The organism is Shinella zoogloeoides (assembly GCF_022682305.1).
Classification (GTDB): domain Bacteria; phylum Pseudomonadota; class Alphaproteobacteria; order Rhizobiales; family Rhizobiaceae; genus Shinella; species Shinella zoogloeoides_B.
The window spans coordinates 628525-652730 of sequence record NZ_CP093528.1; the positions used below are offsets into that span (position 1 = coordinate 628525).

The 24206-nt window shown below is 65.9% G+C and carries 21 protein-coding genes; 15 read left to right on the forward strand and 6 right to left on the reverse strand.

Annotation, left to right across the window (positions count from 1 at the left end; translation table 11 throughout):
• Positions 1-40: 40 nt before the first annotated feature.
• Positions 41-1258, forward strand: a complete 1218-nt coding sequence (locus MOE34_RS03080; RefSeq protein ID WP_242220898.1) for an NAD(P)/FAD-dependent oxidoreductase — start codon at positions 41-43, stop codon at positions 1256-1258.
• 182 nt (positions 1259-1440) lie between these two features.
• Positions 1441-4239, forward strand: a complete 2799-nt coding sequence (locus MOE34_RS03085; protein WP_242220900.1) for a bifunctional diguanylate cyclase/phosphodiesterase — start codon at positions 1441-1443, stop codon at positions 4237-4239.
• Positions 4240-4246: 7 nt separating this feature from the next.
• On the opposite strand, the gene MOE34_RS03090 is transcribed toward MOE34_RS03085, so the two are convergent.
• The 3 genes from MOE34_RS03090 to groES form a co-directional block, all read right to left on the reverse strand.
• A complete protein-coding gene (locus tag MOE34_RS03090; RefSeq protein ID WP_242220902.1) occupies positions 4247-4693 on the reverse strand; it encodes a hypothetical protein in 447 nt (148 codons plus the stop codon).
• A gap of 465 nt (positions 4694-5158) precedes the next feature.
• The gene (gene groL / locus MOE34_RS03095) at positions 5159-6796 is read right to left on the reverse strand and encodes a chaperonin GroEL (RefSeq protein WP_242220904.1); all 1638 of its coding nucleotides are present in this window, start codon (positions 6794-6796) and stop codon (positions 5159-5161) included.
• A gap of 53 nt (positions 6797-6849) precedes the next feature.
• A complete protein-coding gene (gene groES / locus MOE34_RS03100) occupies positions 6850-7146 on the reverse strand; it encodes a co-chaperone GroES (RefSeq protein WP_242220906.1) in 297 nt (98 codons plus the stop codon).
• Positions 7147-7468: 322 nt separating this feature from the next.
• Between groES and MOE34_RS03105 the strand changes: the two genes are divergently transcribed.
• The 6 genes from MOE34_RS03105 to MOE34_RS03130 all read left to right on the forward strand — a co-directional run bounded on the left by MOE34_RS03105 (position 7469) and on the right by MOE34_RS03130 (position 14110).
• Positions 7469-8317, forward strand: a complete 849-nt coding sequence (locus MOE34_RS03105; protein ID WP_242220908.1) for a TIGR01459 family HAD-type hydrolase — start codon at positions 7469-7471, stop codon at positions 8315-8317.
• A gap of 19 nt (positions 8318-8336) precedes the next feature.
• Positions 8337-9317, forward strand: a complete 981-nt coding sequence (locus MOE34_RS03110) for a bifunctional riboflavin kinase/FAD synthetase (protein WP_242220910.1) — start codon at positions 8337-8339, stop codon at positions 9315-9317.
• Positions 9318-9384: 67 nt separating this feature from the next.
• The gene (locus tag MOE34_RS03115; protein ID WP_242220911.1) at positions 9385-9672 is read left to right on the forward strand and encodes a hypothetical protein; all 288 of its coding nucleotides are present in this window, start codon (positions 9385-9387) and stop codon (positions 9670-9672) included.
• Positions 9673-9938: 266 nt separating this feature from the next.
• A complete protein-coding gene (gene ileS, locus MOE34_RS03120) occupies positions 9939-12830 on the forward strand; it encodes an isoleucine--tRNA ligase (RefSeq protein WP_242220913.1) in 2892 nt (963 codons plus the stop codon).
• A gap of 175 nt (positions 12831-13005) precedes the next feature.
• Complete coding sequence (locus tag MOE34_RS03125) at positions 13006-13620, forward strand: hypothetical protein (RefSeq protein ID WP_242220915.1); 615 nt, start codon at positions 13006-13008, stop codon at positions 13618-13620.
• Between the two features lie 4 nt (positions 13621-13624).
• A complete protein-coding gene (locus MOE34_RS03130) occupies positions 13625-14110 on the forward strand; it encodes a GNAT family N-acetyltransferase (protein ID WP_242220917.1) in 486 nt (161 codons plus the stop codon).
• Between the two features lie 7 nt (positions 14111-14117).
• Here MOE34_RS03130 and MOE34_RS03135 read toward each other — a convergent pair whose 3' ends face one another.
• Positions 14118-14417 carry a hypothetical protein gene (locus tag MOE34_RS03135; protein ID WP_242220918.1) on the reverse strand — a complete coding sequence of 100 codons (300 nt, stop codon included), beginning with the start codon at positions 14415-14417 and terminating at the stop codon, positions 14118-14120.
• Positions 14414-14863 (reverse strand): nucleoside deaminase, encoded by a 450-nt coding sequence (locus tag MOE34_RS03140; RefSeq protein ID WP_242220920.1) that lies wholly within the window; start codon positions 14861-14863, stop codon positions 14414-14416. Before MOE34_RS03140 ends, MOE34_RS03135 begins: the two co-directional genes overlap by 4 nt.
• A 70-nt stretch (positions 14864-14933) precedes the next feature.
• On the opposite strand from MOE34_RS03140, the gene MOE34_RS03145 reads away from it, so the two are divergent.
• The 3 genes from MOE34_RS03145 to MOE34_RS03155 are packed head-to-tail and all read left to right on the forward strand — an operon-like array spanning position 14934 to position 18395.
• Positions 14934-16931 carry a pseudouridine synthase gene (locus MOE34_RS03145; RefSeq protein ID WP_242220922.1) on the forward strand — a complete coding sequence of 666 codons (1998 nt, stop codon included), beginning with the start codon at positions 14934-14936 and terminating at the stop codon, positions 16929-16931.
• 6 nt (positions 16932-16937) lie between these two features.
• Positions 16938-17498, forward strand: coding sequence for a 16S rRNA (guanine(966)-N(2))-methyltransferase RsmD (gene rsmD / locus MOE34_RS03150; RefSeq protein ID WP_242220924.1), 561 nt, complete (start codon positions 16938-16940; stop codon positions 17496-17498).
• A 27-nt stretch (positions 17499-17525) separates the two neighbouring features.
• On the forward strand, positions 17526-18395 hold the full coding sequence (locus tag MOE34_RS03155) for a patatin-like phospholipase family protein (protein WP_242220926.1): 870 nt from the start codon (positions 17526-17528) through the stop codon (positions 18393-18395).
• Here the strand turns inward: MOE34_RS03155 and MOE34_RS03160 are convergent.
• Positions 18392-20179: a monovalent cation:proton antiporter-2 (CPA2) family protein gene (locus MOE34_RS03160; protein WP_242220928.1), complete on the reverse strand. Its 1788-nt coding sequence runs from the start codon at positions 20177-20179 to the stop codon at positions 18392-18394. The genes MOE34_RS03155 and MOE34_RS03160 overlap by 4 nt on opposite strands.
• A 109-nt stretch (positions 20180-20288) precedes the next feature.
• On the opposite strand from MOE34_RS03160, the gene MOE34_RS03165 reads away from it, so the two are divergent.
• The 4 genes from MOE34_RS03165 to waaA all read left to right on the forward strand — a co-directional run bounded on the left by MOE34_RS03165 (position 20289) and on the right by waaA (position 24204).
• Entirely contained in the window at positions 20289-21635 is a 1347-nt protein-coding gene (locus MOE34_RS03165) for a TldD/PmbA family protein (RefSeq protein ID WP_242220930.1), read from the forward strand.
• 4 nt (positions 21636-21639) lie between these two features.
• Complete coding sequence (locus MOE34_RS03170; protein WP_242220932.1) at positions 21640-22446, forward strand: 3'(2'),5'-bisphosphate nucleotidase CysQ; 807 nt, start codon at positions 21640-21642, stop codon at positions 22444-22446.
• A 91-nt stretch (positions 22447-22537) separates the two neighbouring features.
• Positions 22538-22774, forward strand: a complete 237-nt coding sequence (locus MOE34_RS03175) for a DUF4170 domain-containing protein (protein WP_242220934.1) — start codon at positions 22538-22540, stop codon at positions 22772-22774.
• A 113-nt stretch (positions 22775-22887) separates the two neighbouring features.
• Entirely contained in the window at positions 22888-24204 is a 1317-nt protein-coding gene (gene waaA / locus MOE34_RS03180; protein WP_242220936.1) for a lipid IV(A) 3-deoxy-D-manno-octulosonic acid transferase, read from the forward strand.
• The last annotated feature ends 2 nt before the right edge of the window (positions 24205-24206 follow it).

Genomic DNA, 24206 nt, shown 5'->3' on the forward strand with positions numbered 1-24206 from the left:
CGCTACCTCTTTTACGAAACAGAGACGGGACGGAGCTATCGTGACGGGAAGACTGGTTGTTGTGGGCGGCGGTCAGGCCGCATTCGCCCTCGTTGCCAAATTGCGCGCGCTGAAGGACGAACGGCCGATCACCATCGTCGCGGCCGAGGCGAGCCACCCCTACCAGCGCCCGCCGCTCTCCAAGAAATACCTGCTCGGCGAGGCCGACCTTTCCCGCCTGATGTTCCGGCCGGAGAACTGGTATCCGGAGAATGCCGTCGATATCCGTCTGTCGACCCAGGTCATCGCCATCGACCGGGCCGCAAAGACGGTCACGCTCAGTGACGGTTCCACGCTGCATTACGGTGTCCTCGCTTTTGCTACCGGCTCGACGCCGCGCCGCCTGCCGGCCGAGATCGGCGGCGACCTCGACGGCGTCTTCACGGTGCGCGACTATCGCGATGCCGACCGCCTCGGCCTCGAAATGCAGGAAGGCCGCCGGGCGCTGGTCGTCGGCGGCGGTTATATCGGCCTCGAAGCGGCGGCCGTCGCGCGAGGCAGGGGCCTCGACGTGACGGTCATCGAGATGGCCGACCGCATCCTCGCCCGCGTCGCTTCGCCTGCGACCGCGACGATCCTGAAGGCGATCCACAATGCGCGCGGCGTCGATGTGCGTGAGAAGACCGGCCTCGTGCGTCTTCTCGGCGAAAACGGCCGCGTGACGGGCGCGGAGCTTTCGGACGGCTTCGTGCTGCCGGTCGATCTGGTGATCGCCGGCATCGGCGTGACGGCCAACGACCAGCTTGCCCGCGAGGCTGGGCTGGAGGTCGCGAACGGCATCGTGGTCGATGCGCATGCCCGCACCTCCGATCCATCGATCTTCGCCATGGGCGACTGCGCGGTGCTGCCCTTCGAGGGCAATCGCGTGCGACTCGAATCCGTGCAGAACGCGGTCGACCAGGCCGAAGCGGCGGCGGCCGTCATCGCCGGCGGCGACGCGCCCTACGAGCCGAAGCCGTGGTTCTGGTCCGACCAGTACGACGTCAAGCTCCAGATCGCCGGCTTTTGCATGGGCTTCGACGATACCTTCGTGCGCCCCGGCCAGCGCGAGGGCGCGGTCTCCGTCTGGTATTTCCGTGAGGGCAGGCTGATCGCCGTGGACGCCGTCAACGACGCCAAGGCCTACGTGGTCGGCAAGAAGCTCATCGAGATGGGCCGCACGCCCGACCGGGCGAGCCTCGAAGACCCGGCGGCGGACCTCAAGGCGCTGACGCTCTGAGGCCACGGCCATGCGCCGGCCGCAGAAAGGCTGTCCTGGCCGGCACGGCTGTATATTTGGCATTTGTTAAATGTAATCGAATGCAACGAACCGGTGCGTCCGCTTCCGGCAGGCCGGTTCACCGATTTTTTAACGTTCGCCGGTTGTTTGGGGCCTTCCTGCCTCCCATCCGGTGATCCTTCATGCTCCGTGTCCTTACCTGCATCGTCGTCGAGCACGATCTTCGTCTCGTCCTGCTTGCGGCGCTCATCTGCTTCCTGTCCTGCTACGTCGCGGTGACGCTGGCGCAGAGGGCGCGGGTGGCGGAGGGAATGGCGCGCGCCCTGTGGCTCGGTGCGGCCGGCGCGTCGAGTGGTTTCGGCATCTGGGCGACGCACTTCATCGCCATGCTCGCCTACGATCCCGGCGTGGTCGTGGGCTACGACATGAAGCTGACGCTGGTCTCGCTCGCCGTCGCCATCGTGATGACGACGGGCGGCCTTGCCCTTGCCACCTATGTCGCCGGCCGTGGCGCCGTGGTCGCGGGCGGCCTGCTGCTCGGCGCCGGCATCGCCTCCATGCACTATATCGGCATGTCGGCGGTGGAATTGCCCGGCACCATCCACTGGGACGCCGCCTATGTCGTGGGCTCGATCGTCTGCGCCGGTCTTTTCGGCGCGCTGGCGCTCGTCGTCTGCATGCGTCCACAGCACGGCATGCGCGAAAGGGCGCTCGCCACCGCGCTGATGGCGCTCGGCGTCGTGTCGCTGCATTTCACGGCGATGGCCGCGGTGGCGGTCGAGGCCGGTCCGCTGTCGGTGGACAATGATGCGCTGATCCCCACGGCCCTGATGGTGCCGCTGATCACGGCTGTCGCCTTCTCGCTGCTCTTCACCGGCCTTGCCGCCGCGATCTTCGCGCGCCAGGCCGAGCTTGCCGCAAGCGAGAGCACGCGCCAGTTCGCAATGCTCGTTCAGGGCGTCAAGGACTATGCCATTTGCATGCTCGACCCGGACGGCTATGTGACCAACTGGAACGAGGGCGCCGAGCGCCACAAGGGCTACAAGGCGCACGAGATCGTCGGCCGGCACTTTTCCGAGTTCTACAGCGCCGAGAGCCGGGCGGCCGGCCTGCCCGAGGCGGCGCTCGCGACCGCCCGGGAATCTGGAAACTACGAGGGGGAGGGCTGGCGCTACCGCAAGGATGGCTCGCGCTTCTGGGCCAATGTGGTGCTCGATCCCATCCACGACACGAGCGGCGTGCTGGTCGGCTATGCCAAGATCACCAAGGACATCACCGCGGAAAAGGCCAATGCCGACCGGTTGGCGGAAGTGACGAAGAACCTTGATCTCGCGCTGGAGAACATGTCGCAGGGCCTGTGCCTGTTCGACAAGGACGAGCGCCTGCTGCTCGCCAACAAGCGCTACAGCGAGGTGTTCCGCATCCCGGACGATCGCGTCCGCCCCGGCGTGACCTTCCGCTCTATCATCGAGCGCGGCCTTGCCGATGTCTATGGCGACCCGAAGATATGGCGGCCGAAGGCGCGGGACATCTATACGCGCCATCGCGCCGTGATCCATACCGATGGGGGAGGCTGCCTCGTCGAGAAGCTGTCGACCGGCGCGTCCGTGCAAATCCGCTACCGTACGCTGCCGGACGGCGGCTGGGTCGTGACCTACGAAGACATTTCGGATCGCCTCCGCTCGGAGGAGCAGATCTCCTTCCTGGCCCGCCACGACGCCCTGACGGGCCTGCCGAACCGCGCCAGCTTCAACAACAGGCTCGAGGCCGATCTGGGATCGGCGCTACGCTCCGGCGGCAAGGTGGCGGCCATCGGCATCGACCTGGACAAGTTCAAGGAAATCAACGACACGCGCGGCCATGCGGCCGGAGACGAAGTGCTTGTCACGCTTTCGCGCCGCATGGAAGCCTGTCTGCAGGCTGATGAAACGGTCGCCCGCTTCGGCGGCGACGAGTTCGCGGCCGCCAAGCGTTTCGAGGACATGTCGGATCTCACCGACTTCATCCAGCGTCTCGAAGCCTGCCTCAACGAGGAGATCCGTATCGACGGCTACGACATCAAGCCCGGCGCCAGCCTCGGCGTCGCGATCTATCCGCAGGACGCCGACACTGTCGAGGCGCTGCTCAACAATGCCGACCTTGCCATGTACCGCGCCAAGGATGCGCTGACGGAGACGGTCTGCTTCTACGAAGTCTCCATGGACGAGGCCGCGCGCGGCCGCCGTCTCATCGCCAGCGACCTCTGGCAGGTCGTGAGCCGCGAGGAATTGCAGCTCCACTATCAGGTCCAGAAGTCGGTCAGCTCCGGCGAGACGACCGGTTACGAAGTGCTGCTGCGCTGGCACCATCCCGTCCGTGGCACGATCCCGCCCGGCGAGTTCATCCCGATCGCGGAGGAATGCGGCGCCATCCTGCCGATCGGCGAATGGGTGCTGCGCGAGGCCTGCCGCGAGGCGGCGGCCTGGGACAACGACCACAAGATCGCCGTCAACCTTTCGCCGGTCCAGCTCGGCAACGCCGACGTCGCCGATCTCGTGCACCGGGTTCTCCTCGAAACCGGCCTCAATCCGCGCCGCCTCGAACTGGAGATCACCGAATCGACCATCATCGGTGACAAGGAGCGCGCCCTCAACACGCTCCGCCGCATCAAGGCCCTCGGCGTGACCATCGCCATCGATGATTTCGGCACGGGTTACTCGTCGCTCGAAACGCTCCGCGCCTTCCCCTTCGACAAGATCAAGCTGGATCGCAGCTTCATGAACGAGGTCGAGGCAAGCCCGGAGGCGAAGGCCATCATCCGCGCCATCCTGGCGCTCGGCCAGACGCTGCGCGTGCCTGTGCTGGCCGAAGGCGTGGAGACCAGCAGCCAGCTTGCCATATTGCTGGAAGAAGGGTGCGACGAGGCGCAGGGCTATTTCCTCGGACGCCCGGCGCCGATCGAGCGCATTCGCATCGAGCCGGACATGGGCCGGGCCGCCTGAGGGCGGCCTACTGCCGCTTGAAGCGGCGGCCCGTGAGGTCGATCTGGAAGCGCGGGAAGATGAAGACGCCGATGATCGTGCCGGAGAACCGTTCCTCCAGCCCGGTCGATTCGCCGACGCAGAACACCGGCTGGCGCGGCGCGCCGTCGAGGTGGATCGTCGTGGAGAAGCAGAAGGACGAGGAGGAGGCCGCGGCCTGCTCGAAGAGTTCCAGCACGCGGGTGCGGTCGAGCGGCTCATAGCAGCGGATGAGATTGAGCAGGCCGCAATTGCGCTGCGCCAGGCCGTGCGCCTGCGCCGCCTTCTCACCGAGCGTGAAGAGGCCGCTGGAAAGATCGCCGGTCCAGCGCTCGGTCACGCAATATTGCGTCAGCAGTTCGTTGTCCGTCTCGTCGAAATTCGTCGAGCCGGGCAGGAAAGGCGACGAGAGATCCGTCTTGATTATCTTGAACACCTACGACCCCAGGGCAGTTGCTCGAATTTGCTCGGCACGTCGCGCCCTTGCGGGCCGTGACATGCAAAAAAACGGAACTGGCTGACATCCCTCGAAGCCCGCCGAACCGCTTTCCGTTGTACTGAACTGCGTCCGGCGCCTACGATAACGTAGTGGATCGGACGTACGCGCTGAAACCCTCGGATTGGCCGCCGGTCTCATGAACTCGGAAATTCCGGCGGCACAGCCGAGTGCTGCGCCAAGAACCGGCCCGTGAACTCCTGAAGAAACATAAAGTTCCCTTGCGGCGCTTTATAATTGGTTTTTTTAGGCCATCAACGGCTTTTTGATAATTATTGTACAATTGGAAAAATTCTTTTCACGGCAACGATGCAGGTCACCGTCCTCGCGCAAAGAAAAAGGGCGGTCCGAAGACCGCCCTTTCATGACTGAACCGGATGGCTCAGATGTGAAGGCTTTCGCCTATCACATCATGTCCATGCCGCCCATTCCGCCCATGCCGCCCGGCATGGCCGGAGCGTCCTTCTTGGGCAGTTCGGCGATCATGGCTTCCGTCGTGATCAGCAGCGAAGCAACCGAAGCGGCGTTCTGCAGGGCGGTGCGGACAACCTTGACCGGGTCGACGATGCCGAGCGAGATCAGGTCGCCGTATTCGCCGGTCTGGGCGTTGTAGCCGTAGTTGTCTTCGTTCTTGTCGAGGATCTTGCCGACGACGATGGATGCTTCGTCGCCTGCGTTTTCCGCGATCTGGCGAACGAGGGCCTGGAGGGCGCGGCGGATGATGTTGATGCCGGCTTCCTGGTCGTCGTTTTCACCCTTGGCGGTGATCTTCGTGGAAGAGCGGAGCAGGGCTACGCCGCCGCCCGGTACGATGCCTTCCTGAACGGCAGCGCGCGTCGCGTTGAGGGCGTCGTCGATGCGGTCCTTCTTTTCCTTCACTTCGACTTCCGTCGAGCCGCCGACGCGGATGACGGCAACGCCGCCAGCGAGCTTGGCAAGGCGTTCCTGCAGCTTCTCGCGGTCGTAGTCGGAGGTGGTTTCTTCGATCTGGGCCTTGATCTGCGCGACGCGGCCTTCGATTTCAGCCTTCTGGCCGGCACCGTCGACGATCGTCGTGTTTTCCTTGGAGATCGAAACCTTCTTGGCGCGGCCGAGCATCTCGAGCGTGACGCTTTCGAGCTTGATGCCGAGGTCTTCGGAGATGACCGTGCCGCCCGTCAGGATGGCGATGTCTTCCAGCATGGCCTTGCGGCGGTCGCCGAAGCCCGGAGCCTTGACGGCAGCGATCTTGAGGCCGCCACGCAGCTTGTTGACGACGAGCGTGGCGAGGGCTTCGCCTTCGACGTCTTCAGCGACGATGACCAGCGGCTTGCCGGTCTGGACGACGGCTTCGAGAACCGGGAGCATGGCCTGGAGGTTCGAGAGCTTCTTCTCGTGCAGGAGAATGTAAGCGTCTTCGAGATCGGCGACCATCTTTTCCGGGTTGGTCACGAAGTAGGGCGACAGGTAGCCGCGGTCGAACTGCATGCCTTCGACGACTTCGAGTTCGGTTTCGGCGGTCTTGGCTTCTTCAACCGTGATGACGCCTTCGTTGCCGACCTTCTGCATGGCTTCGGCAATGTCGAGGCCGATCTGGCGCTCGCCGTTGGCCGAGATCGTGCCGACCTGTGCGACTTCTTCCGACGTGTTGATCTTCTTGGCCTTGGCCTGGAGATCCTTGACGACTTCGGCGACGGCGAGATCGATGCCGCGCTTCAGGTCCATCGGGTTCATGCCGGCGGCAACAGCCTTGGCGCCTTCGCGGACGATGGCCTGGGCGAGAACCGTTGCGGTCGTCGTGCCGTCACCGGCGATGTCGTTGGTCTTGGAAGCGACTTCGCGAACGAGCTGGGCGCCCATGTTCTCGAACTTGTCTTCCAGTTCGATTTCCTTGGCGACGGAAACGCCGTCCTTGGTGATGCGCGGAGCGCCGAAGGACTTGTCGATGACGACGTTACGACCCTTCGGGCCGAGCGTTACCTTCACGGCGTCTGCGAGGACGTCGACGCCACGCAGCATCTTTTCGCGCGCGGTGCGGCCGAACTTTACTTCTTTGGCTGCCATTGTGAGAACTCCTGAAGAGATATCAGCTAGATTGGAAAGGGATTACCGGCAGATCAGCCGATGATGCCCATGATGTCGGCTTCCTTCATGATCAGAAGGTCTTCGCCGTCGAGCTTGACTTCGGTGCCCGACCACTTGCCGAACAGAACGCGGTCGCCAGCCTTGACGTCGAGCGCGATGACCTTGCCGGATTCATCACGGGCGCCGGCGCCGACGGCGACGACTTCGCCTTCCTGCGGCTTTTCCTTGGCGGTGTCCGGAATGATGATCCCGCCCTTGGTCTTTGCTTCGGACTCGACGCGACGAACGACGACGCGATCGTGAAGCGGGCGGAAGGTGGTGCTTGCCATTGTCTTATCCCTCGATCGAATGACATTGCGGGTCCCGAAATGGATGGACCCGATGGATTGATGTTAGCACTCACCGTTCAGGAGTGCTAGCGATGCCGAGATAGGCGGCGGCGGGTTTGGAGTCAAGAACGACGCCGCGAATTTATTTCGGCCGGAATGGTTACCGCAGCCGGCAGATGGGAGCGCCATCGCACGTCATCAAGGCAGGGGTATGAAAATTTGTCCGTTTGCCTGTGGATGGGGCAAATTTGCGGGAAGAGGCTTGTTTTCTTGGCTTTGCTTTGCAATGTCAGCCGGGCTGAATTCGATACGGAACCCCCTGATGGCTCAACGCATCCAATCCTTCCGCGACATCGCCTCGCAATACGACGTGGTGCTCTGCGACGTCTGGGGCGTCCTGCACAACGGCGTCGAGGCCTTCGCCTACGCCTCCGAGGCCTTGGCCGAAGCCCGCGCCGCCGGCCTGACGGTCGTGCTCATCACCAATTCCCCGCGTCCCCATCCGGGCGTCAAGGTGCAGATCCGCGGCCTCGGCGTGCTGGACGAGGCCTATGACCGTATCGTCACCTCCGGCGACGTCACCCGCGCGCTGATCGAGGAGGCTCCGAAGAAGATCTGGTTCATCGGCGCGGACAAGGATCATCCCTTGCTCGACGATCTCGGCACCGAACAGGTGGGCCTGGACGAGGCGGATGTCGTGGTCTGCGCGGGCCTGCGCGACGACGAGGTGGAGACCATCGAGGACTACCGCGCGGAACTGACGGCGCTTGCCGCCCGCAAACTGCCCTTCATCTGCGCCAATCCCGACCTCATCGTCGAGCGCGGCCACAAGCTCATCCCCTGCGCCGGCGCGCTCGCGCAGCTTTATGAAGACCTCGGCGGTGCGACCCGCATCGCCGGAAAGCCGTATCGGCCGATCTACGAGAAGTCGTTGGCCGAGGCGCGCGCGGTGCGCGGCGATTTCGACCTTTCGCGCGTCATCGCCGTCGGCGACGGCATGCCGACGGACGTGCGCGGCGCCGAAGCCTTCGGTCTCGACGTGCTCTACATTTCCGGCGGCATTCATGCGCAGCACTATGTCGAGGGTGGCCGCACCGACGAGGGCAAGCTGGCCGCCTTCCTCGCGGAAGAGAACGCCCATCCGAAATGGTGGATACCCCGGCTTCAGTGACGGGACGGAGACGGTCGGCATGACGGTATTTCACAGGAACGAGACCAAGCAGCCGCTGCCGGAGCATCTGCGCGGCGGCGTCATCGCCATCGGCAATTTCGACGGCGTGCATCGCGGCCACCAGGCGGTGCTGCAGCGTGCCCTCGACATCGCGACTGAGCGCGGCATTCCGGCGCTCGTCCTCACCTTCGAGCCGCATCCGCGCACCGTCTTCCGCCCGGAGCGCCCCGTCTTCCGCATCACGCCGGCCCCGCTGAAAGCCCGCATCCTTGAGGGCATGGGTTTTTCCGCCGTCATCGAATACCCGTTCGACCGCGGTTTTTCCGAAATCTCCGCCCATGATTTCATCCGCGCCATCCTCCTCGACTGGTTGCACGCCTCCGAAGTCGTCACCGGCTTCGATTTCCATTTCGGCAAGGGCAGGGAAGGCGGTCCGGCCTTCCTGATGGCGGCCGGCCAGGAGAACGGCTTCGGCGTCACGCTGGTCGACGCCTTCCGCGACGAGAACGCCTCGGTCATCTCCTCCAGCTTCATCCGCTCGCTGCTCCACGAGGGCGAGGTCGCGGAAGCGGCGGGCCAGCTCGGCTACCGCTATACGGTCGAGGCCGAGGTGATCGGCGGCAAGCAGCTCGGCCGCACGCTCGGCTATCCCACCGCAAACATGCAGCTTCCGCCGGAAGCCGAATTGCGCAACGGCATCTACGCCGTCCGCTTCCGCCGCCCCGACGGCAGCCTGCATGACGGCGTCGCGAGCTACGGCCGCCGCCCGACGGTCGATGCGGACGGTGCGCCGCTGCTGGAAACCTTCCTCTTCGACTTCTCCGGCGATCTCTACGGCGAAGTCTCCGCCGTCTCCTTCTTCGGCCACCTGCGCGACGAGCTGAAATTCGACGGCCTCGACGCGCTCGTCGTACAGATGAAGCGCGACGAGGAGGAGGCAAGGGCCTTGCTTTCCGGCGTCCGCCCGCTTGGGGACATCGACCAGCGGCTCTGTTTCTAGAATGAACAGCGAGCCCTGCGCTCTCTATCTTTTCCGTTCCGCAGGTTTCGCTCCGGCGGGTGGCACCGTGGTCAGCATCGCACCGCTGGAAAAGGTCGTTACCGTCTATGGCGGCGGCGGGGCTTTCGATGCGGACGGGCTTTCCGCAGCTTTCGGCGGGGCGGTGATCTTCAGGGACGAGGCGACGGGCGCGCTCTTCGCCGGTGTCTGGGGCACGCGCAACGCGTCTCGCTTCCGGCGCGAGATGCGCGAGCGCATGCCTGTCATCCTTCGCCATGAGATGCCGGATGTGCGGCTGGTCGTTCGCAGCGCGGAAGGCAAGCGCCCCGCAAGGCCGCCGCTTGCCGGCAGCTAGCAGGCGCTCACGAGGCCAGGCGGTCGATTGCGGCGCTTGCCGTCTTTTCAAAACGCCCAAAAGGCCGTAAGACCGCGCGCATGATGCTCCACCGGCCGACCATCGCTCTGCGAATTAGTGGCCCGGCCTTCCGCGCGCTCTGAGCGAGGCCGGAAGGTCCGGGATTTCGGGCGTTTCCAGAACGTCCCCGCCGTCATTGCCGGTGCAGATGACAGATATTTCCCCGCATGCGCGAAAGACCGCGCGACGAGACGATAGCCATACCCATGACCGATACAGCTGAAAAAGTCGATTATTCCTCCACGCTCTACCTGCCGCAGACGGATTTCCCGATGCGCGCCGGCCTGCCGCAGAAGGAGCCGGAAACGGTTGCCCGCTGGCAGAAGATGGAGCTTTACAAGAAGCTGCGCGCCTCCGCCGCCGGCCGCGAAAAGTTCGTGCTGCACGACGGCCCGCCCTATGCCAACGGCAACATCCATATCGGCCACGCGCTGAACAAGATCCTGAAGGACGTCATCAACCGCTCCTTCCAGATGCGCGGCTACGACGCCAATTACGTGCCCGGCTGGGACTGCCACGGCCTTCCGATCGAATGGAAGATCGAAGAGAAGTATCGCGAGAAGGGCAGGAACAAGGATGAGGTTCCGGTCAACGAGTTCCGCCAGGAATGCCGTGACTTCGCTTCCGGCTGGATCAAGGTTCAGACCGAGGAGTTCAAGCGCCTCGGCATCGAGGGCGACTTCGAGAACCCCTACACGACGATGAACTTCCATGCGGAAGCCCGCATCGCCGGCGAACTGCTGAAGATCGCGAAAAGCGGCCAGCTCTATCGCGGCTCCAAGCCGGTCATGTGGTCGGTCGTCGAGCGCACGGCGCTGGCCGAGGCCGAGGTCGAATATGCCGATGTCGAGAGCGACATGATCTGGGTGAAGTTCCCGATCGTCGAAGGCCCGGCCGATCTCAAGGACAACTTCGTCGTCATCTGGACGACCACGCCCTGGACGATCCCCGGCAACCGCGCCATCGCCTTCTCCTCGCGCTATCCCTACGGTCTCTATGAGGTCGAGAGCGCCCAGAACGATTTCGGCCCGCAGCCCGGCGAGAAGCTGATCTTCGCGACGCGCCTTGCCGACGAGGCCGCCGCCAAGGCGAAGCTCACCTTCAAATTCGTGCGCGACGTCGCGCCGGAAGAACTGGCCGCCATCACCTGCGCCCATCCGCTGAAGGGCCTCGGCTACACCTTCCCCGTCCCGCTGCTCGACGGCGACCATGTCACTGACGATGCCGGCACGGGCTTCGTGCACACCGCGCCGAGCCACGGCCGCGAGGACTTTGACGCCTGGACGGCGAAGGCCCGCGAACTGGAAGCGCGCGGCATCTCCTCGAAGATCCCGTTCCCGGTCGACGACGCCGGCTTCTACACCGCCGACGCTCCCGGCTTCGAGGGCGCGCGCGTCATGGACGACAACGGCAAGAAGGGCGATGCCAACGAGCGCGTCATCAAGGCGCTGATCGCGGTGAACACGCTGTTCGCCCGCGGCCGCCTGAAGCACTCCTACCCGCATTCCTGGCGCTCCAAGAAGCCGGTCATCTTCCGCAACACGCCGCAATGGTTCGTCTACATGGACAAGGAGCTTGGCGACGGCACCACGCTGCGCTCGCGCTCGCTTTCCGCCATCGACGACACCCGCTTCGTGCCTGCCGCCGGCCAGAACCGCCTGCGCGCCATGATCGAGGGCCGCCCGGACTGGGTGCTGTCGCGCCAGCGCGCCTGGGGCGTGCCGATCGCCATCTTCGCCGACGAGAACGGCGAGGTTCTGGTCGACGACGCGGTCAATGCCCGCATCCTCGAAGCCTTCGAGAAGGAAGGTGCGGACGCCTGGTTCGCCGAAGGCGCCAAGGAGCGTTTCCTCGGCAAGGAGCATGACGCGGCCCGCTGGACGCAGGTCATGGACATCCTCGACGTCTGGTTCGATTCGGGTTCTACCCACACCTTCACCCTGGAAGACCGCCCGGACCTGAAATGGCCGGCCGACGTCTATCTCGAAGGCTCGGACCAGCATCGCGGCTGGTTCCATTCCTCGCTGCTGGAAAGCTGCGCGACGCGCGGCCGTGCGCCCTACAACGCCGTCGTCACCCATGGCTTCACCATGGACGAGAAGGGCGAGAAGATGTCGAAGTCCAAGGGCAACGTCGTCTCGCCGCAGGACGTGATGAAGGAATCGGGCGCCGATATCCTGCGCCTCTGGGTCATGACGACGGACTACTGGGAAGACCAGCGCCTCGGCAAGACCATCATCCAGACGAACATCGACGCTTACCGCAAGCTGCGCAACACGGTGCGCTGGATGCTGGGTACGCTGGCGCACGACACGGGCGAGGAGATCGCCCATGCCGACATGCCGGAGCTGGAGCAGCTCATGCTGCACCGTCTCTCGCAGCTCGATGCGCTGGTGCGTGAGGGCTACGACGCCTTCGACTTCAAGAAGATCGCCCGTGCGCTCATCGACTTCTCCAATGTCGAGTTGTCGGCCTTCTACTTCGACGTTCGCAAGGATGCGCTCTACTGCGACGCCCCGTCGTCGCTGAAGCGCCGCGCCAGCCTGTGCGTCATCCGCAAGCTGTTCGAGTGCCTCGTCTCCTGGCTCGCGCCCATGCTGCCCTTCACGATGGAAGAGGCATGGCTTTCCCGCAAGCCGGATGCCGTCTCGATCCATCTCGAGCAGTTCCCGGCGGTGCCGGCCGAATGGCGCAACGACGCGCTCGAGGCCAAGTGGGAGAAGATCCGCGATGTGCGCTCGGTCGTCACCGGCGCGCTGGAGATCGAGCGCCGCGAGAAGCGCATCGGTGCGTCTCTCGAAGCCGCTCCCGTCGTCCATGTCGGCGATGCGGAGCTTCTGAAGGCGCTGGAAGGTCAGGATTTTGCGGAGATCTGCATCACCTCGGCCATCACGGTCGTTGCCGGCGAAGGTTCGGCCGATGCCTTCCGCCTGCCGGAAGTCGCCAAGGTTTCCGTCGAGCCGAAGCTTGCCGAAGGCGCCAAGTGCGCCCGTTCCTGGCGCATCACGACCGATGTCGGCTCGGATGCGGACTACCCGGACGTCTCGGCGCGCGATGCCGCAGCGCTGCGCGAGATCGGCTTCCGCCGCGCGGCCTGAGCGGCTGCCTGTTGACGGCCGGTGCTTTCCGGCCGTCGATTTGCCCGGATGAATTGCGCTTCAAGACATCATCCGGTAATGCTGCCTGAAAATGGTCGGATTGTTCCGCCATGGCACGGCGGACTTTTGCCGCGCGACAGGTTTTCGGCGTACCGGCTCTGCTGGAAGGGTATTCATGGGAATGACGCGAAATATTCGGGTGCGTACCGGCCTTCTCGGCCTCCTCGGCGGCAGCCTCCTTCTCACCGGCTGCATGGGCCCGACCTACGGCACAGACAAGACCGCCGGCGAACAGTTGATCGACGACCTCGGCAATGCCGTCATGATCCAGCCGGACAACAAGGCCGCCAAGAAGATCCGCTACCAGCCGCGCGGCAGCCTCGTCGTGCCGAAGGACCGGGCCGCCCTGGTCAATCCGCAGCAGTCCGTCGCCTCCAAGGACAATCCGGAATGGCTGGAAAATCCCGAGGACATGCGCGAGCGCCTGCGTGAGGAGGCGGATGCCAACCTCAACAATCCGGGTTACCGCTCGCCGCTCGTCAGCCAGAATTCGAACGCTCAGCAACTCGGCTCCGCCTCGCAGACGCAGGCCTACCGCGAAGCCCGCCGCCTGCAGATGGGCGCCTATTCCGACAAGCGCCGCTACCTGAGCGATCCGCCGGTCGATTATCGCCGCATGCCGGAAGAGGCGCAGGCCGACCTCGGCGAGCCGGAAAAGCAGAAGGAACGCCGTCGCAAGAAGGAAGCGAAGGCAGCCAAGCAGGGCAAGTCCGGCTGGTGGCCCTTCTGATCCCATGACGGCCTACCGCATCCGCCCCGCGACCGCGGCCGATGCCGCCGTCATCCTGCGCTTCATCCGCGAACTGGCGGAATACGAGAAGGCGCTGCACGAAGTCGCCGCGACGGAAGACACCGTCGCCGCTTCGATCTTCGGCGAAGGATCGGTGACGCGCGCCGTGATCTGCGAGACCGTCGATGGCGAGCCGGCAGGCTTTGCCGTGTGGTTCAAGAGCTATTCCACGTGGCTCGCGAAGAACGGCCTCTATCTCGAAGACCTCTATGTGACGCCGAAACATCGCGGCGGCGGTGTCGGCAAGAAACTGCTGCGCCATCTCGCACGTGTCGCTATCGAGGAAGGCTGCGCCCGTTTCGAATGGAGCGTGCTCGACTGGAACGAGCCGGCGATCCGCGTCTACGACGCCATCGGCGCTGAGCCGCAGAACGAGTGGATCCGCTATCGCCTGACCGGCGAGAAGCTGAAGCGCTTCGCCGAGGGCTGAAAGGCGTTCATCCGCCGCGTTTCGCCAGCAGCAAGAGATGCAGCGCATGCGCGCCGATAAAGGCGGCCGCGACGATCAGAAGGGCCGCGAAGGGCTGCCCGCCGAGCGCGAGGGCCGCCAGCAGGATCGTCGCGATGGCGGGCATGCAGGCAAGCGCCCATCCTCGCGGCAGGCTCCAGTTCGGTTTTCCATCCAGTCCCCATTGCATTGTCAGCCGCGCCTTGCCCGGCGCGATGCGCCGCGCGGCGAAAGCCGACATGAGGACCATGACGGCAAGGGTGGCGCAAACGAGGAGTGGTCCCGTCATGTCTGGCGCCTTTCCCTGAAGAAATCCTTGAGCATATCCGCCGCCTCCGTGCCGCCGATGCCGGAATAGACGTCGGGCGCATGGTGGCAGGTGGGCTGGTCGAAGAAGCGCACGCCATTGTCCACCGCGCCGCCTTTGGGGTCTTCCGCGCCATAGTAGAGCCGGCGGATGCGGGCGAAGGAGATGGCGGCGGCACAGAGCGTGCAGGGCTCCAGCGTCACGTAGAGGTCCGCGCCCGTCAGCCGCTCCTGCCCGAGTGCGCGGGAGGCCTCGCGAATGACGGCGACCTCGGCATGGGCGGTCACGTCGTTCTCCGCCCGCGTGCGGTTTCCCGACCGCGCGACGACAGTTCCGTCGAGCACGAGGACCGCGCCGACGGGCACTTCGCCCCGCTCTCCGGCGGTCCTTGCCTCGGCAAGTGCGATCTCCATGAAGCGATTTGTCATGCGCGGCACGAATTCCTCTTAACCCCGGACGCCTGACCTGATAGGACACGGCAAAACGCAGGCAGCACAAATGACATCCAAAGACAAGCCGAAACGGCCGGGCGGCAAGCCCTCGGGCCGCGATACCAAGCCGCGTGGCGCCGCATCGGCGGCCGCGGGCAAGAAATCCTTCGCCTCCGGCAAGCCCGATGGCAAGAAGCCGGGCGGCAAGCCATTCGCCGGAAAGTCCGCCCCGCGCGACGACCGGCCGGCCCGCGCGGCAAAGCCCGCGCCTGCCGCGAGCTCCGGTGCGGAGCTTGCGCCCGAGCGCATCTCCAAGCTGCTCGCCCGCGCGGGCGTCGCCTCGCGCCGCGACATCGAACGCATGATCATGGAAGGCCGGATCAGCGTGAACGGCAAGGTGTTGGAGACGCCGGTCGTCAACGCCACCTTTGCTGACCGCATAGAGGTCGACGGCATGCCGGTGCGCGGCATCGAGCGCACGCGCCTCTGGCTCTACCACAAGCCGGCCGGCCTCGTGACGACGAATGCCGACCCGGAAGGTCGCCCGACCGTCTTCGAGAACCTTCCCGAAGACCTGCCGCGCGTCATGTCCATCGGCCGCCTCGACATCAACACAGAAGGCCTGCTGCTGCTGACCAATGACGGCGGCCTTGCCCGCATGCTGGAACTGCCGACCACCGGCTGGCTGCGTCGCTACCGCGTGCGCGCCCATGGCAAGATCGAGCAGGCCGATCTCGACAAGCTGAAGGAAGGCATCGCCGTCGACGGCGTGCTCTACGGCGCGATCGACGCGACGCTCGACAAGACGCAGGGCTCCAACGTCTGGCTGACGCTGGGCCTGCGCGAAGGCAAGAACCGCGAGGTCAAGAACGTGCTCGGCGCGCTCGGCCTCGACGTGAACCGCCTGATCCGTATCTCCTACGGTCCGTTCCAGCTCGGCGAGCTGCCGGAAGGCCACGCCCAGGAAATCCGTGGCCGCACGCTTCGCGATCAGCTCGGCCCGCGCCTGATCGAAGAATCCAAGGCCAACTTCGACGCTCCGCTCTTCGACCACGCGGTCGACGAGGACGAGAAGCCCGCGAAGAAGGCGCGCAGCGAAGCGCCCGAATGGGGTGAAAAGCCCGCCGACCGCCGCGAGAAGCCCGGCGATCGCCGCGAGAATGCCCGCGCCCGCCTCGATACCAGGCGTGACGACCGCTTCGGCGACAAGCCGCGCGGGGGGCCGCGTGATCGCGACCGCGACGACGACCGTTTCGACAGCAAGCCGAAGCGCGAGCCGGCGACCCGTGCCCGCAAGTCCAATGTCTGGATGGCGCCCGGTGCCCGTCCGGTCGCCGAGAAGAAGGCGGAAGGCGCGGAGAGCGTGAAGCGCGAGCAGCGCGAACGCCCCGAAGGCGCGCCGAAGTCCAAGCGTTATGGCCGCACGGCTGACGGCGCGCTGACCCGCTCGGCGAAGAAATTCGATCCGGACCGCAAGGGCGCCGCACGCGGCCGCCCCGGCGACGACCGGGCCGACAAGCCGCGTATCCTGAAGACGCGCGACGAGGACGGCGAATGGATTCGCGCCTCCGAGCCGGAAGCCCGCGACGAAGGTCGCGGCGGCTTCGGCCGTAACCGTTCCGGTGCCGGCGACGACCGCGCCCCGCGCGGTTTCGGTGATCGTCCGCCGCGCGGTGACCGCTCTTTCGGCGATCGCAAGCCGCGCTCGGACGGTGACCGTTCCTTTGGCGACCGCCCGCCGCGTGGAGATCGTCCCTTTGGTGATCGCAAGCCCCGTGCGGAAGGCGAGCGCTCGTTCGGCGACCGTCCGGCCCGTGGCGACCGCTCCTTTGGTGATCGTAAGCCTCGCGCAGAGGGTGAACGCTCCTTCGGGGATCGCAAGCCCCGCGCAGAGGGTGAGCGTTCCTTCGGGGATCGTCCGCCGCGTCGTGATGGCGGCAAGTCCTTCGGTGGAAAGCCCGGCGGCAAGTCCTTCGGCGGCAAGCCGGGTGGACGCCCGTCCGGTGGCAAGCCCGGTGGCGGCCGTCCCGCGGGCGGCAGCCGTCCGCGCGGCAAGGGGAAGTAAGGCCAGGTGCGCATCGTTGGCGGAGAGTTTCGCGGTCGTTCGCTGGTGACGCCGAAGTCGGACGATATCCGCCCGACGACGGACCGCACGCGCGAAAGCCTGTTCAACATCCTGTCCCATTCCTATCCCGAGGCGCTTGACGGCACGCGGGTGCTCGACCTTTTCGCGGGCACCGGCGCCGTCGGCCTCGAAGCCCTGTCGCGCGGCGCGCGCGCGGCGCTCTTCGTCGAGCAGGGCGTCGAGGGCAGGGGGCTTCTCCATTCCAATATCGAGGCGCTCGGGGTGATCGGCCGCGCCAAGATCTTCCGGCGTGATGCGACCGCGCTTGGCGGCATCGGCACGATGGAGCCGTTCCATTTCCTCTTCGCCGACCCGCCCTATGCCAAGGGCCTTGGCGAACGCGCGCTCGACGCCGCCCATCGCGGCGGCTGGCTCGTCGATGGCGCCCTTGCGATCCTCGAGGAGCGGGCCGATATTCAGCCTGCCGCCGTCGATGGCTACGAGCTTCTCGACGTGCGCACCTTCGGCGACACGCGCATGCATTTCTACCGCTATCGCTCCGGCTGACATCGGCCGCCGCAGGAGACCAGAGCTATGTCCGGTGCCCTCGTTTCCGCATCCACCTCGCAGGCGAATGGCCCGACCGTCGCCATCGCGCTCGGCGGTGGCGGCGCGCGGGGCCTTGCCCATATCCATGTTATCGAGGTTCTGGACGAACTTGGCATCCGCCCGGTGCTGATCGCTGGCGCCTCCATCGGCACCATCATGGGCGCAGCCATGGCGGCGGGCATGACGGGCCGGGAAATCCGCGAGCATACGCTCGCCACCGTCGGCCGCCCCGGCCAGATCATGAACCGGCTCTGGAGCCTGCGCCCCACCGGCCTTTCCGAGATGGTCTCCGGCGGTTTCAAGGTTAGCCAGTTCAATCTGGAGCGCGTGCTGAAGGCCTTCCTGCCGGATCGCCTGCCGGAGACCTTCGAGGAGCTTTTCATCCCGCTGAAGGCCGTCACGTCGGACTATTACGCCCAGTGCGAATGCGTCTGCGACAGCGGTCCGCTGCTGCCGGCCATCGCCGCCTCCGCCGCGCTGCCTGCGATCTTCCGCCCGGTGGAGCTGAACGGCCGCGTGATGATCGACGGCGGCCTGTGGAACCCGGTGCCCTTCGACCATCTTGCCGGCAAGGCGGATATCACCATCGGCGTCGATGTCGTCGGCCAGCCGCCCGCGGGGGCGGCCGGCGTGCCGAACAGCATGGACAGCCTCTACGGCGCAACCCAGCTTACCATGCGCTCCATCGTCACGCTGAAGCTGGAAAAGGGCGCGCCGGATATCTTCCTGCGGCCGGAGGTCGGCCGCTTCCGCGTGCTCGATTTCCTCAAGGCCGAAGAGGTGCTTGCCGCCTCCGCCGGCATCCGCGACGAGCTGAAACGGGCGCTCGACGAAAAGCTTTCGGCGCTCCGCTAGACGCTTTCCTCTTCGTCCGCCTGCGTCATCTTCTTCGGCTTGATCAGCGGCTCTGGCCTGACCGGGGCGGAATGCAGCATGTGCCGCCCCGCCGTGATCCCCTCGACTGCCTGAAGCTCCAGTCGCGCCACGTCGCGGCGGCGGATATCGTCGCTGATCGCCAGCGCGTCGTCGCTCTCCACGCCAAGTTCCTCCAGCGTCTCCCGGCCGAAGACGAGGGCGGATTCGAAGGTCTCGCGAACGTCGTGCTGCACGCCGCGGGCCCGCAGCGACAGTGTGTGCACCCGGTCGTAGGAGCGCACGAAGAGCGTAGCGTTGGGATATTCCGACTGTATGAGATCGACGATGCGGTCCGTGCTCGCCTTGCCCTGCGTGCAGATGGCGACGATCTTGGCGCGCTCGATGCCGGCGGCGCGCAACACATCCTTGCGCGTGCCGTCGCCGAAATAGATGCGGAAGCCGAAATTTGCCGCCTGCCGCACGCGGTCCGTCGAATGGTCGATGACCGTCACCTCGCGCCCGCCGGCAAGCAGGATCTGCGCGGCGATCTGGCCGAAGCGCGAAAAGCCGATCATCAGCACGTCCGCCCCCGCGCCCTCGAAATCCTCCTCCATCTCCTCCTCCGGGTCCTCGACCAGCAGGAAGCGCGACAGCGCGGCGGCAATCGGCGTCAGCGCCATGGAAATCGTGACGATGGCGATCAGCAGCGAGGCGAGGCCGCCGGAGAAGATGCCGGCGGCCGAGGCGGCGGTGAACAGCACGAAGCCGAATTCGCCGCCCTGCGGCAGCACGAGCGCGATGCGCACCGCATCGTTGTGCGGCGAGCCGGTGAAGCGGCAGAGGCCGTAGATGACGAGGCTCTTCACCAGCATCACGGCGGGGGTGGCGATGAGGATCGTCAGCCAGCTCGAAAAGATCACGTCGAGATGCAGGGAAAGGCCGACGGCCATGAAGAACAGGCCGAGCAGGATACCGCGGAAGGGTTCGACATCGGCCTGCAATTCATGGCGGTAGGAGGAATCGGCCAGAAGCACGCCGGCGAGGAACGCGCCCATGGCCATGGAAAGGCCGGCCATCTGGAGCAGCATGGCGGCGGCGAGCACGACGAAGAGCGCTGCCGCGATCATCGCCTCCCGCGCGCCCGTGCGGGCGATCACCTGGAACAGCGGATTGAGCAGGTAGCGGCCGGCCGCCAGAAGCGCGGCGATGGCCGAGAGCGCGATCAGGAAGTCCTCGAAGGCGCTCGTCGTGTCCTCCGGCGCCTGTTCGGCGAGCAGCGGGATCAGCGCCAGCAGCGGCACGATGGCAAGGTCCTGAAGGAGCAGCATGGAGAAGGCGCGCTGGCCGTGGCGCGTGTTCGTGTCGCCCCGCTCGTCGAGAATCTGCATGGCGAAGGCGGTGGAGGAAAGGGCGAGGCCGAAGCCGATGATCAGCGCCCCGTCCCATTCCTCCAGTCCGAAGGCGAAGGTGAGGCCCGCCAGCGTCAGGCCGGTGACGGCGACCTGCGCGATGCCAAGGCCGAAGATGTCGTGCCGCATGGTCCACAGGCGTGAGGGCTTCAGCTCCAGCCCGATGAGGAAGAGCAGGAAGACGACGCCGAGTTCGGCAACGCCCAGCAGTTCCTCGCCGTCGCGGATCTGGTGCAGGATCGGACCGATGACGATGCCCGCCGCGAGATAGCCGAGAATGGTGCCCAGCCCCAGCCGCTTGAAGATCGGCGCGGCGAGCAGTGCGCCGCCGAGCATCATCAGGACCTCGTTATACGGGCTGTGGGTATAGGGCATGCGGAAGGCTTTCTGCTGGATGGCGCCGGCTGCGCGGCAAAAAAGGAGCGGTCTCCCTTGATGCCCGCGCCGGCGCACAATAAATGGGGCATCAAAGAAAGGCCATGTCATGTCAGAGACGATCGAAACCGCAAGCCTTCTCGCGCGCGCCGGCGAACTCATCGACCGCGCCATTCAGGCGGGGGCGGATGCGGCCGATGCCGTCGTGGTGCGCGGGCGCTCCTCCTCGGTCAGCGTGCGGCTCGGCAAGGTCGAGGGCACCGAGGCCTCGGAGAGCGACGACTTCTCGCTCCGCGTCTTCGTCGGCCGGCGCGTCGCCAGCGTCTCGGCCAATCCCGGCTTCGACCTCAAGGTGCTCGCCGAACGCGCCGTCGCCATGGCGAAGGCGTCGCCGGAAGACCCCTATGCGACGCTCGCGGCCGAAGCCGATCTTGCGAAGGACTGGCCGGACCTCGACCTCTACGACCCGACGGAAGTCTCCGCCGACCAGCTCACCGAAGCGGCGCTTGCCGCCGAAGCCGCCGCGCTTGCCGTTTCCGGCGTCACCAATTCGGGCGGCGCGGGCGCGTCCGCCGGCATGGGCGGGCTGGTGCTCGCCACCTCGCACGGCTTCTCCGGCGCCTACAGCGCCAGCCGCTTCGGCCGTTCCGTCAGCGTGATCGCGGGCGAGGGCACGAAGATGGAGCGCGACTACGACTTCGATTCGGCCCTCTATTTCGCCGATCTGCGCGACGCCGCCGAGATCGGCCGCGAGGCGGCCGCGCGCGCCGTGCGCCGGCTGGGCCCGCGACAGGTGCCGACGGCGAAGAACGTTGCCGTCATCTACGATCCGCGTGTGGCGCGCGGCATCGCCGGCCATATCGCGGGCGCCATCAACGGCGCCTCCGTCGCCCGCAAGACCAGCTTCCTGCGCGACCGCATGGGCAAGCAGGTATTGAAAGCCGGGCTTTCCGTCACCGACGATCCCCTGATCGTGCGCGGCCCGTCCTCGCGCCCCTTCGACGGTGAGGGCATCACGGGAAAACGTCTCGCCATGATCGAGGACGGCGTGCTCCAGCACTGGTTCCTTTCCACCTCCACCGCCAACGAACTCGGCCTCAAGACCAACGGTCGCGGCGTGCGCGGCGGCACCTCCGTCAATCCAGCCTCGACCAACCTCGCGCTGGAGCCGGGCGACATCTCGCCGGAAGAGCTGATCCGCTCCATCGGAACGGGCCTCTACGTCACCGAGCTGATCGGCCAGGGCGTCAACATGGTGACGGGCGAATACAGCCGCGGCGCATCCGGCTACTGGATCGAGAATGGCGAGCTGACCTTCCCGGTCTCGGAGGTTACCATCGCCTCCAATCTCACCGACATGTTCCTGCGCATCACGCCGGCCAACGACATCGACCGCAGCTTCGGCGTCGCAGCGCCGACGCTCGCCATCGAAGGCATGACGCTTGCCGGGAAGTGAGACCATGCCCAGCCACGCCGCCGCCTGGACCGCCGACCTCGATCTTCTGGTCGGGGCCGCGCGGCTCGCGGGCGCAAGGGCGCTGGATTTCTTCCGCAAGGAGCCGGAGGTCTGGTGGAAGAACGAGGGCCGCTCGCCGGTGAGCGCGGCCGATTTCGCCGCTAACGACATCCTCAAGAAGGAACTGCTCTCCGCAAGGCCGAACTATGGCTGGCTGTCGGAGGAGACGGATGACGACGCCGGCCGGCTCGATTGCGAGACGGTCTTCGTCATCGATCCGATCGACGGCACGCGCGCCTTCATCGCCGGCAAGGACATCTGGTGCGTCAGCGCCGCCGTCGTCCATCACGGAAGGCCCGTCGCGGGCGTCCTTTTCGCTCCGTCGCTGGACGAGCTGTTCACCGCCTCGGCCGAGGGGTCGGCGCTGAAGAACGGCACGCCCATCGCGGCGACCGATGCGGACGCCGCGCGCCTGACACGCATCGCGGCCCCGGAGGACATGGCGCACGGCATCGACCGGCATATGCCCGGCGGCGTGCACCGCATCTCTCATGTGCCCTCGCTCGCCTACCGCCTCGCCATGGTGGCGGACGGGCGCATCGATGCGACGCTGGTCAAACGCAACGCGCACGACTGGGACCTGGCCGCGGCCGATCTCATCCTTTCGCGCGCCGGCGGCGCGCTGGTAACGCTCGATGGCGAGCCGCTTTCCTACAACCGCCCGACCGTCAGCCACGAGACGCTGGCGGCGGCGGGTTCCTCCCGGCTTTCCGGGCTTGTCGAGGCCGCGCGGCACCTTTCCGGCCATTGACCTTTCCCGCGGAATACCGCAAACCGTCTGCCGAAATCGGCACGCTGAAGCAACTCCGGATGGAATTGCGAAAGAACAAGAAGAGAGCATCATGACCGACTCGAACGAACCCAAGCAGCTTCTTCACCTCGTCTTTGGCGGCGAACTGAAGACGCTCGCGGACCTGCAGTTCCGCGACCTCAACAATCTCGATATCGTCGGAATCTTCCCCGATTATGCGAGCGCGCTGACGGCCTGGAAGTCGAAGGCCCAGCAGACCGTGGACAATGCGCATATGCGCTATTTCATCGTGCACATGCACCGTCTCCTGGACCCGCAGAACGGCTGATCGCCTCTACCGGAAACGCCCCGCGCGGCAAGGCCGCGTCGGGCATAAGGACGGATCTCCATGATGGTGAACAGCCGGAACAGCGCGGGAAGACGAATGCAGGCGGTTCGCCCATGAGCAGACGGCTCGCCCGCGCCGCGCTTTCGCTCTATCGCTGGGGCGGCCTGGCGCTTTATCCGGCCATCGGCTCCTATCTCGCGCTGCGAGTTGCGAAGGGCAAGGAGGAGCGGTCGCGCCGCCGCGAGCGCTACGGCATCGCCAGCGTCGAGCGGCCCGCCGGACCTCTCGTCTGGTTCCATGCGGCCAGCGTCGGCGAGACCAACGCCATCGTGCCGCTGATCAAGGAGGTGCGCCGGCGCGGCATCGCCGTGCTCCTGACGACCGGCACCATCACCTCCGCCAAGGTGGTGCAGGACCGGCTCGGCTCCGACGTCATCCACCAATATGTGCCACTCGACCTGAAGCCGGCCATCAGCCGTTTCCTCGAATACTGGCATCCCGACCTCGCCATCATGGCGGAGTCGGAGATCTGGCCGATGACCATCCTCGAACTCGGCAAGCGCCATATCCCGCAGGTGCTGGTGAACGGCCGCATCTCGGACCGTTCCTTCCCGCGCTGGAAGCGCCGCCACGCCATCGCCGATGCGCTCTTCGAGAACTTCGCCCTCGTCATCGCCCAGTCGGAGACGGATGCCGAACGGTTCAGCGCGCTGGGGGCGCTGCCTGTCATGGTCTCGGGCAACCTGAAGGTCGATACCGACGCGCCGCCGGTCGACCCGGCCGTGCTGAAGACCTATCTCGATCAGATCCCGGGCCGCCGCACGTGGGCGGCCATCTCCACCTTCGAGGGGGAAGAGGCAGCCGCCGGCAACGTGCACCGCGCCCTCAAGGAGCGCACGCCGGGCCTTCTCACCATCATCGTGCCGCGCCATCCCGAGCGCGGCGATGCCGTCGCCGACATGCTGACGGCGCGGGGCCTCAAGGTGGTGCGCCGCACCTCCGGCGAGCCGCTGACGCCTGATACCGATATCTTCCTTGGCGACACGATCGGCGAGATGGGGCTTTACCTGCGCATGACGGAGATCGCCTTCGTCGGCCGCTCTCTCTTCGCCGAGGGCGGGCAGAACCCGCTGGAGCCAGCCATGCTCGGCTGTGCGGTGCTTTCCGGCGGCAATGTGCAGAATTTCCGCGAGGCCTATCAGCAGCTCGCCCGCAACGGCAGCGCCAAGATGGTGCGCGATGTGGAAATGCTGGCCAAGGGCGTGCATTATCTGCTCGCGAATGATGAGATGCGCCGGCAGATGATCGATGCGGGGCAGGAGACCGTGCAGGAGATGCGCGGCGCCCTGCGCGCCACGATCAAGGGGCTGGAACCATACATCAATCCGCTCACCGTGAAGGCGCGGCTCCATCCGCGCCAGACCTCCTGAAG

Bases quoted from the DNA above. Each gene is read 5' to 3' on its own strand.
- MOE34_RS03125 (WP_242220915.1), top strand. From the start codon at position 13,006: ATGGGAATGACGCGAAATATTCGGGTGCGTACCGGCCTTCTCGGCCTC.
- MOE34_RS03130 (WP_242220917.1), top strand. From the start codon at position 13,625: ATGACGGCCTACCGCATCCGCCCCGCGACCGCGGCCGATGCCGCCGTC.
- MOE34_RS03110 (WP_242220910.1), top strand. From the start codon at position 8,337: ATGACGGTATTTCACAGGAACGAGACCAAGCAGCCGCTGCCGGAGCAT.
- MOE34_RS03105 (WP_242220908.1), top strand. From the start codon at position 7,469: ATGGCTCAACGCATCCAATCCTTCCGCGACATCGCCTCGCAATACGAC.
- MOE34_RS03160 (WP_242220928.1), bottom strand. From the start codon at position 20,179: ATGCCCTATACCCACAGCCCGTATAACGAGGTCCTGATGATGCTCGGC.
- MOE34_RS03145 (WP_242220922.1), top strand. From the start codon at position 14,934: ATGACATCCAAAGACAAGCCGAAACGGCCGGGCGGCAAGCCCTCGGGC.
- MOE34_RS03140 (WP_242220920.1), bottom strand. From the start codon at position 14,863: ATGACAAATCGCTTCATGGAGATCGCACTTGCCGAGGCAAGGACCGCC.
- MOE34_RS03085 (WP_242220900.1), top strand. From the start codon at position 1,441: ATGCTCCGTGTCCTTACCTGCATCGTCGTCGAGCACGATCTTCGTCTC.
- groL (WP_242220904.1), bottom strand. From the start codon at position 6,796: ATGGCAGCCAAAGAAGTAAAGTTCGGCCGCACCGCGCGCGAAAAGATG.
- MOE34_RS03155 (WP_242220926.1), top strand. From the start codon at position 17,526: ATGTCCGGTGCCCTCGTTTCCGCATCCACCTCGCAGGCGAATGGCCCG.
- MOE34_RS03165 (WP_242220930.1), top strand. From the start codon at position 20,289: ATGTCAGAGACGATCGAAACCGCAAGCCTTCTCGCGCGCGCCGGCGAA.
- ileS (WP_242220913.1), top strand. From the start codon at position 9,939: ATGACCGATACAGCTGAAAAAGTCGATTATTCCTCCACGCTCTACCTG.
- MOE34_RS03175 (WP_242220934.1), top strand. From the start codon at position 22,538: ATGACCGACTCGAACGAACCCAAGCAGCTTCTTCACCTCGTCTTTGGC.
- MOE34_RS03170 (WP_242220932.1), top strand. From the start codon at position 21,640: ATGCCCAGCCACGCCGCCGCCTGGACCGCCGACCTCGATCTTCTGGTC.
- MOE34_RS03135 (WP_242220918.1), bottom strand. From the start codon at position 14,417: ATGACGGGACCACTCCTCGTTTGCGCCACCCTTGCCGTCATGGTCCTC.
- groES (WP_242220906.1), bottom strand. From the start codon at position 7,146: ATGGCAAGCACCACCTTCCGCCCGCTTCACGATCGCGTCGTCGTTCGT.
- waaA (WP_242220936.1), top strand. From the start codon at position 22,888: ATGAGCAGACGGCTCGCCCGCGCCGCGCTTTCGCTCTATCGCTGGGGC.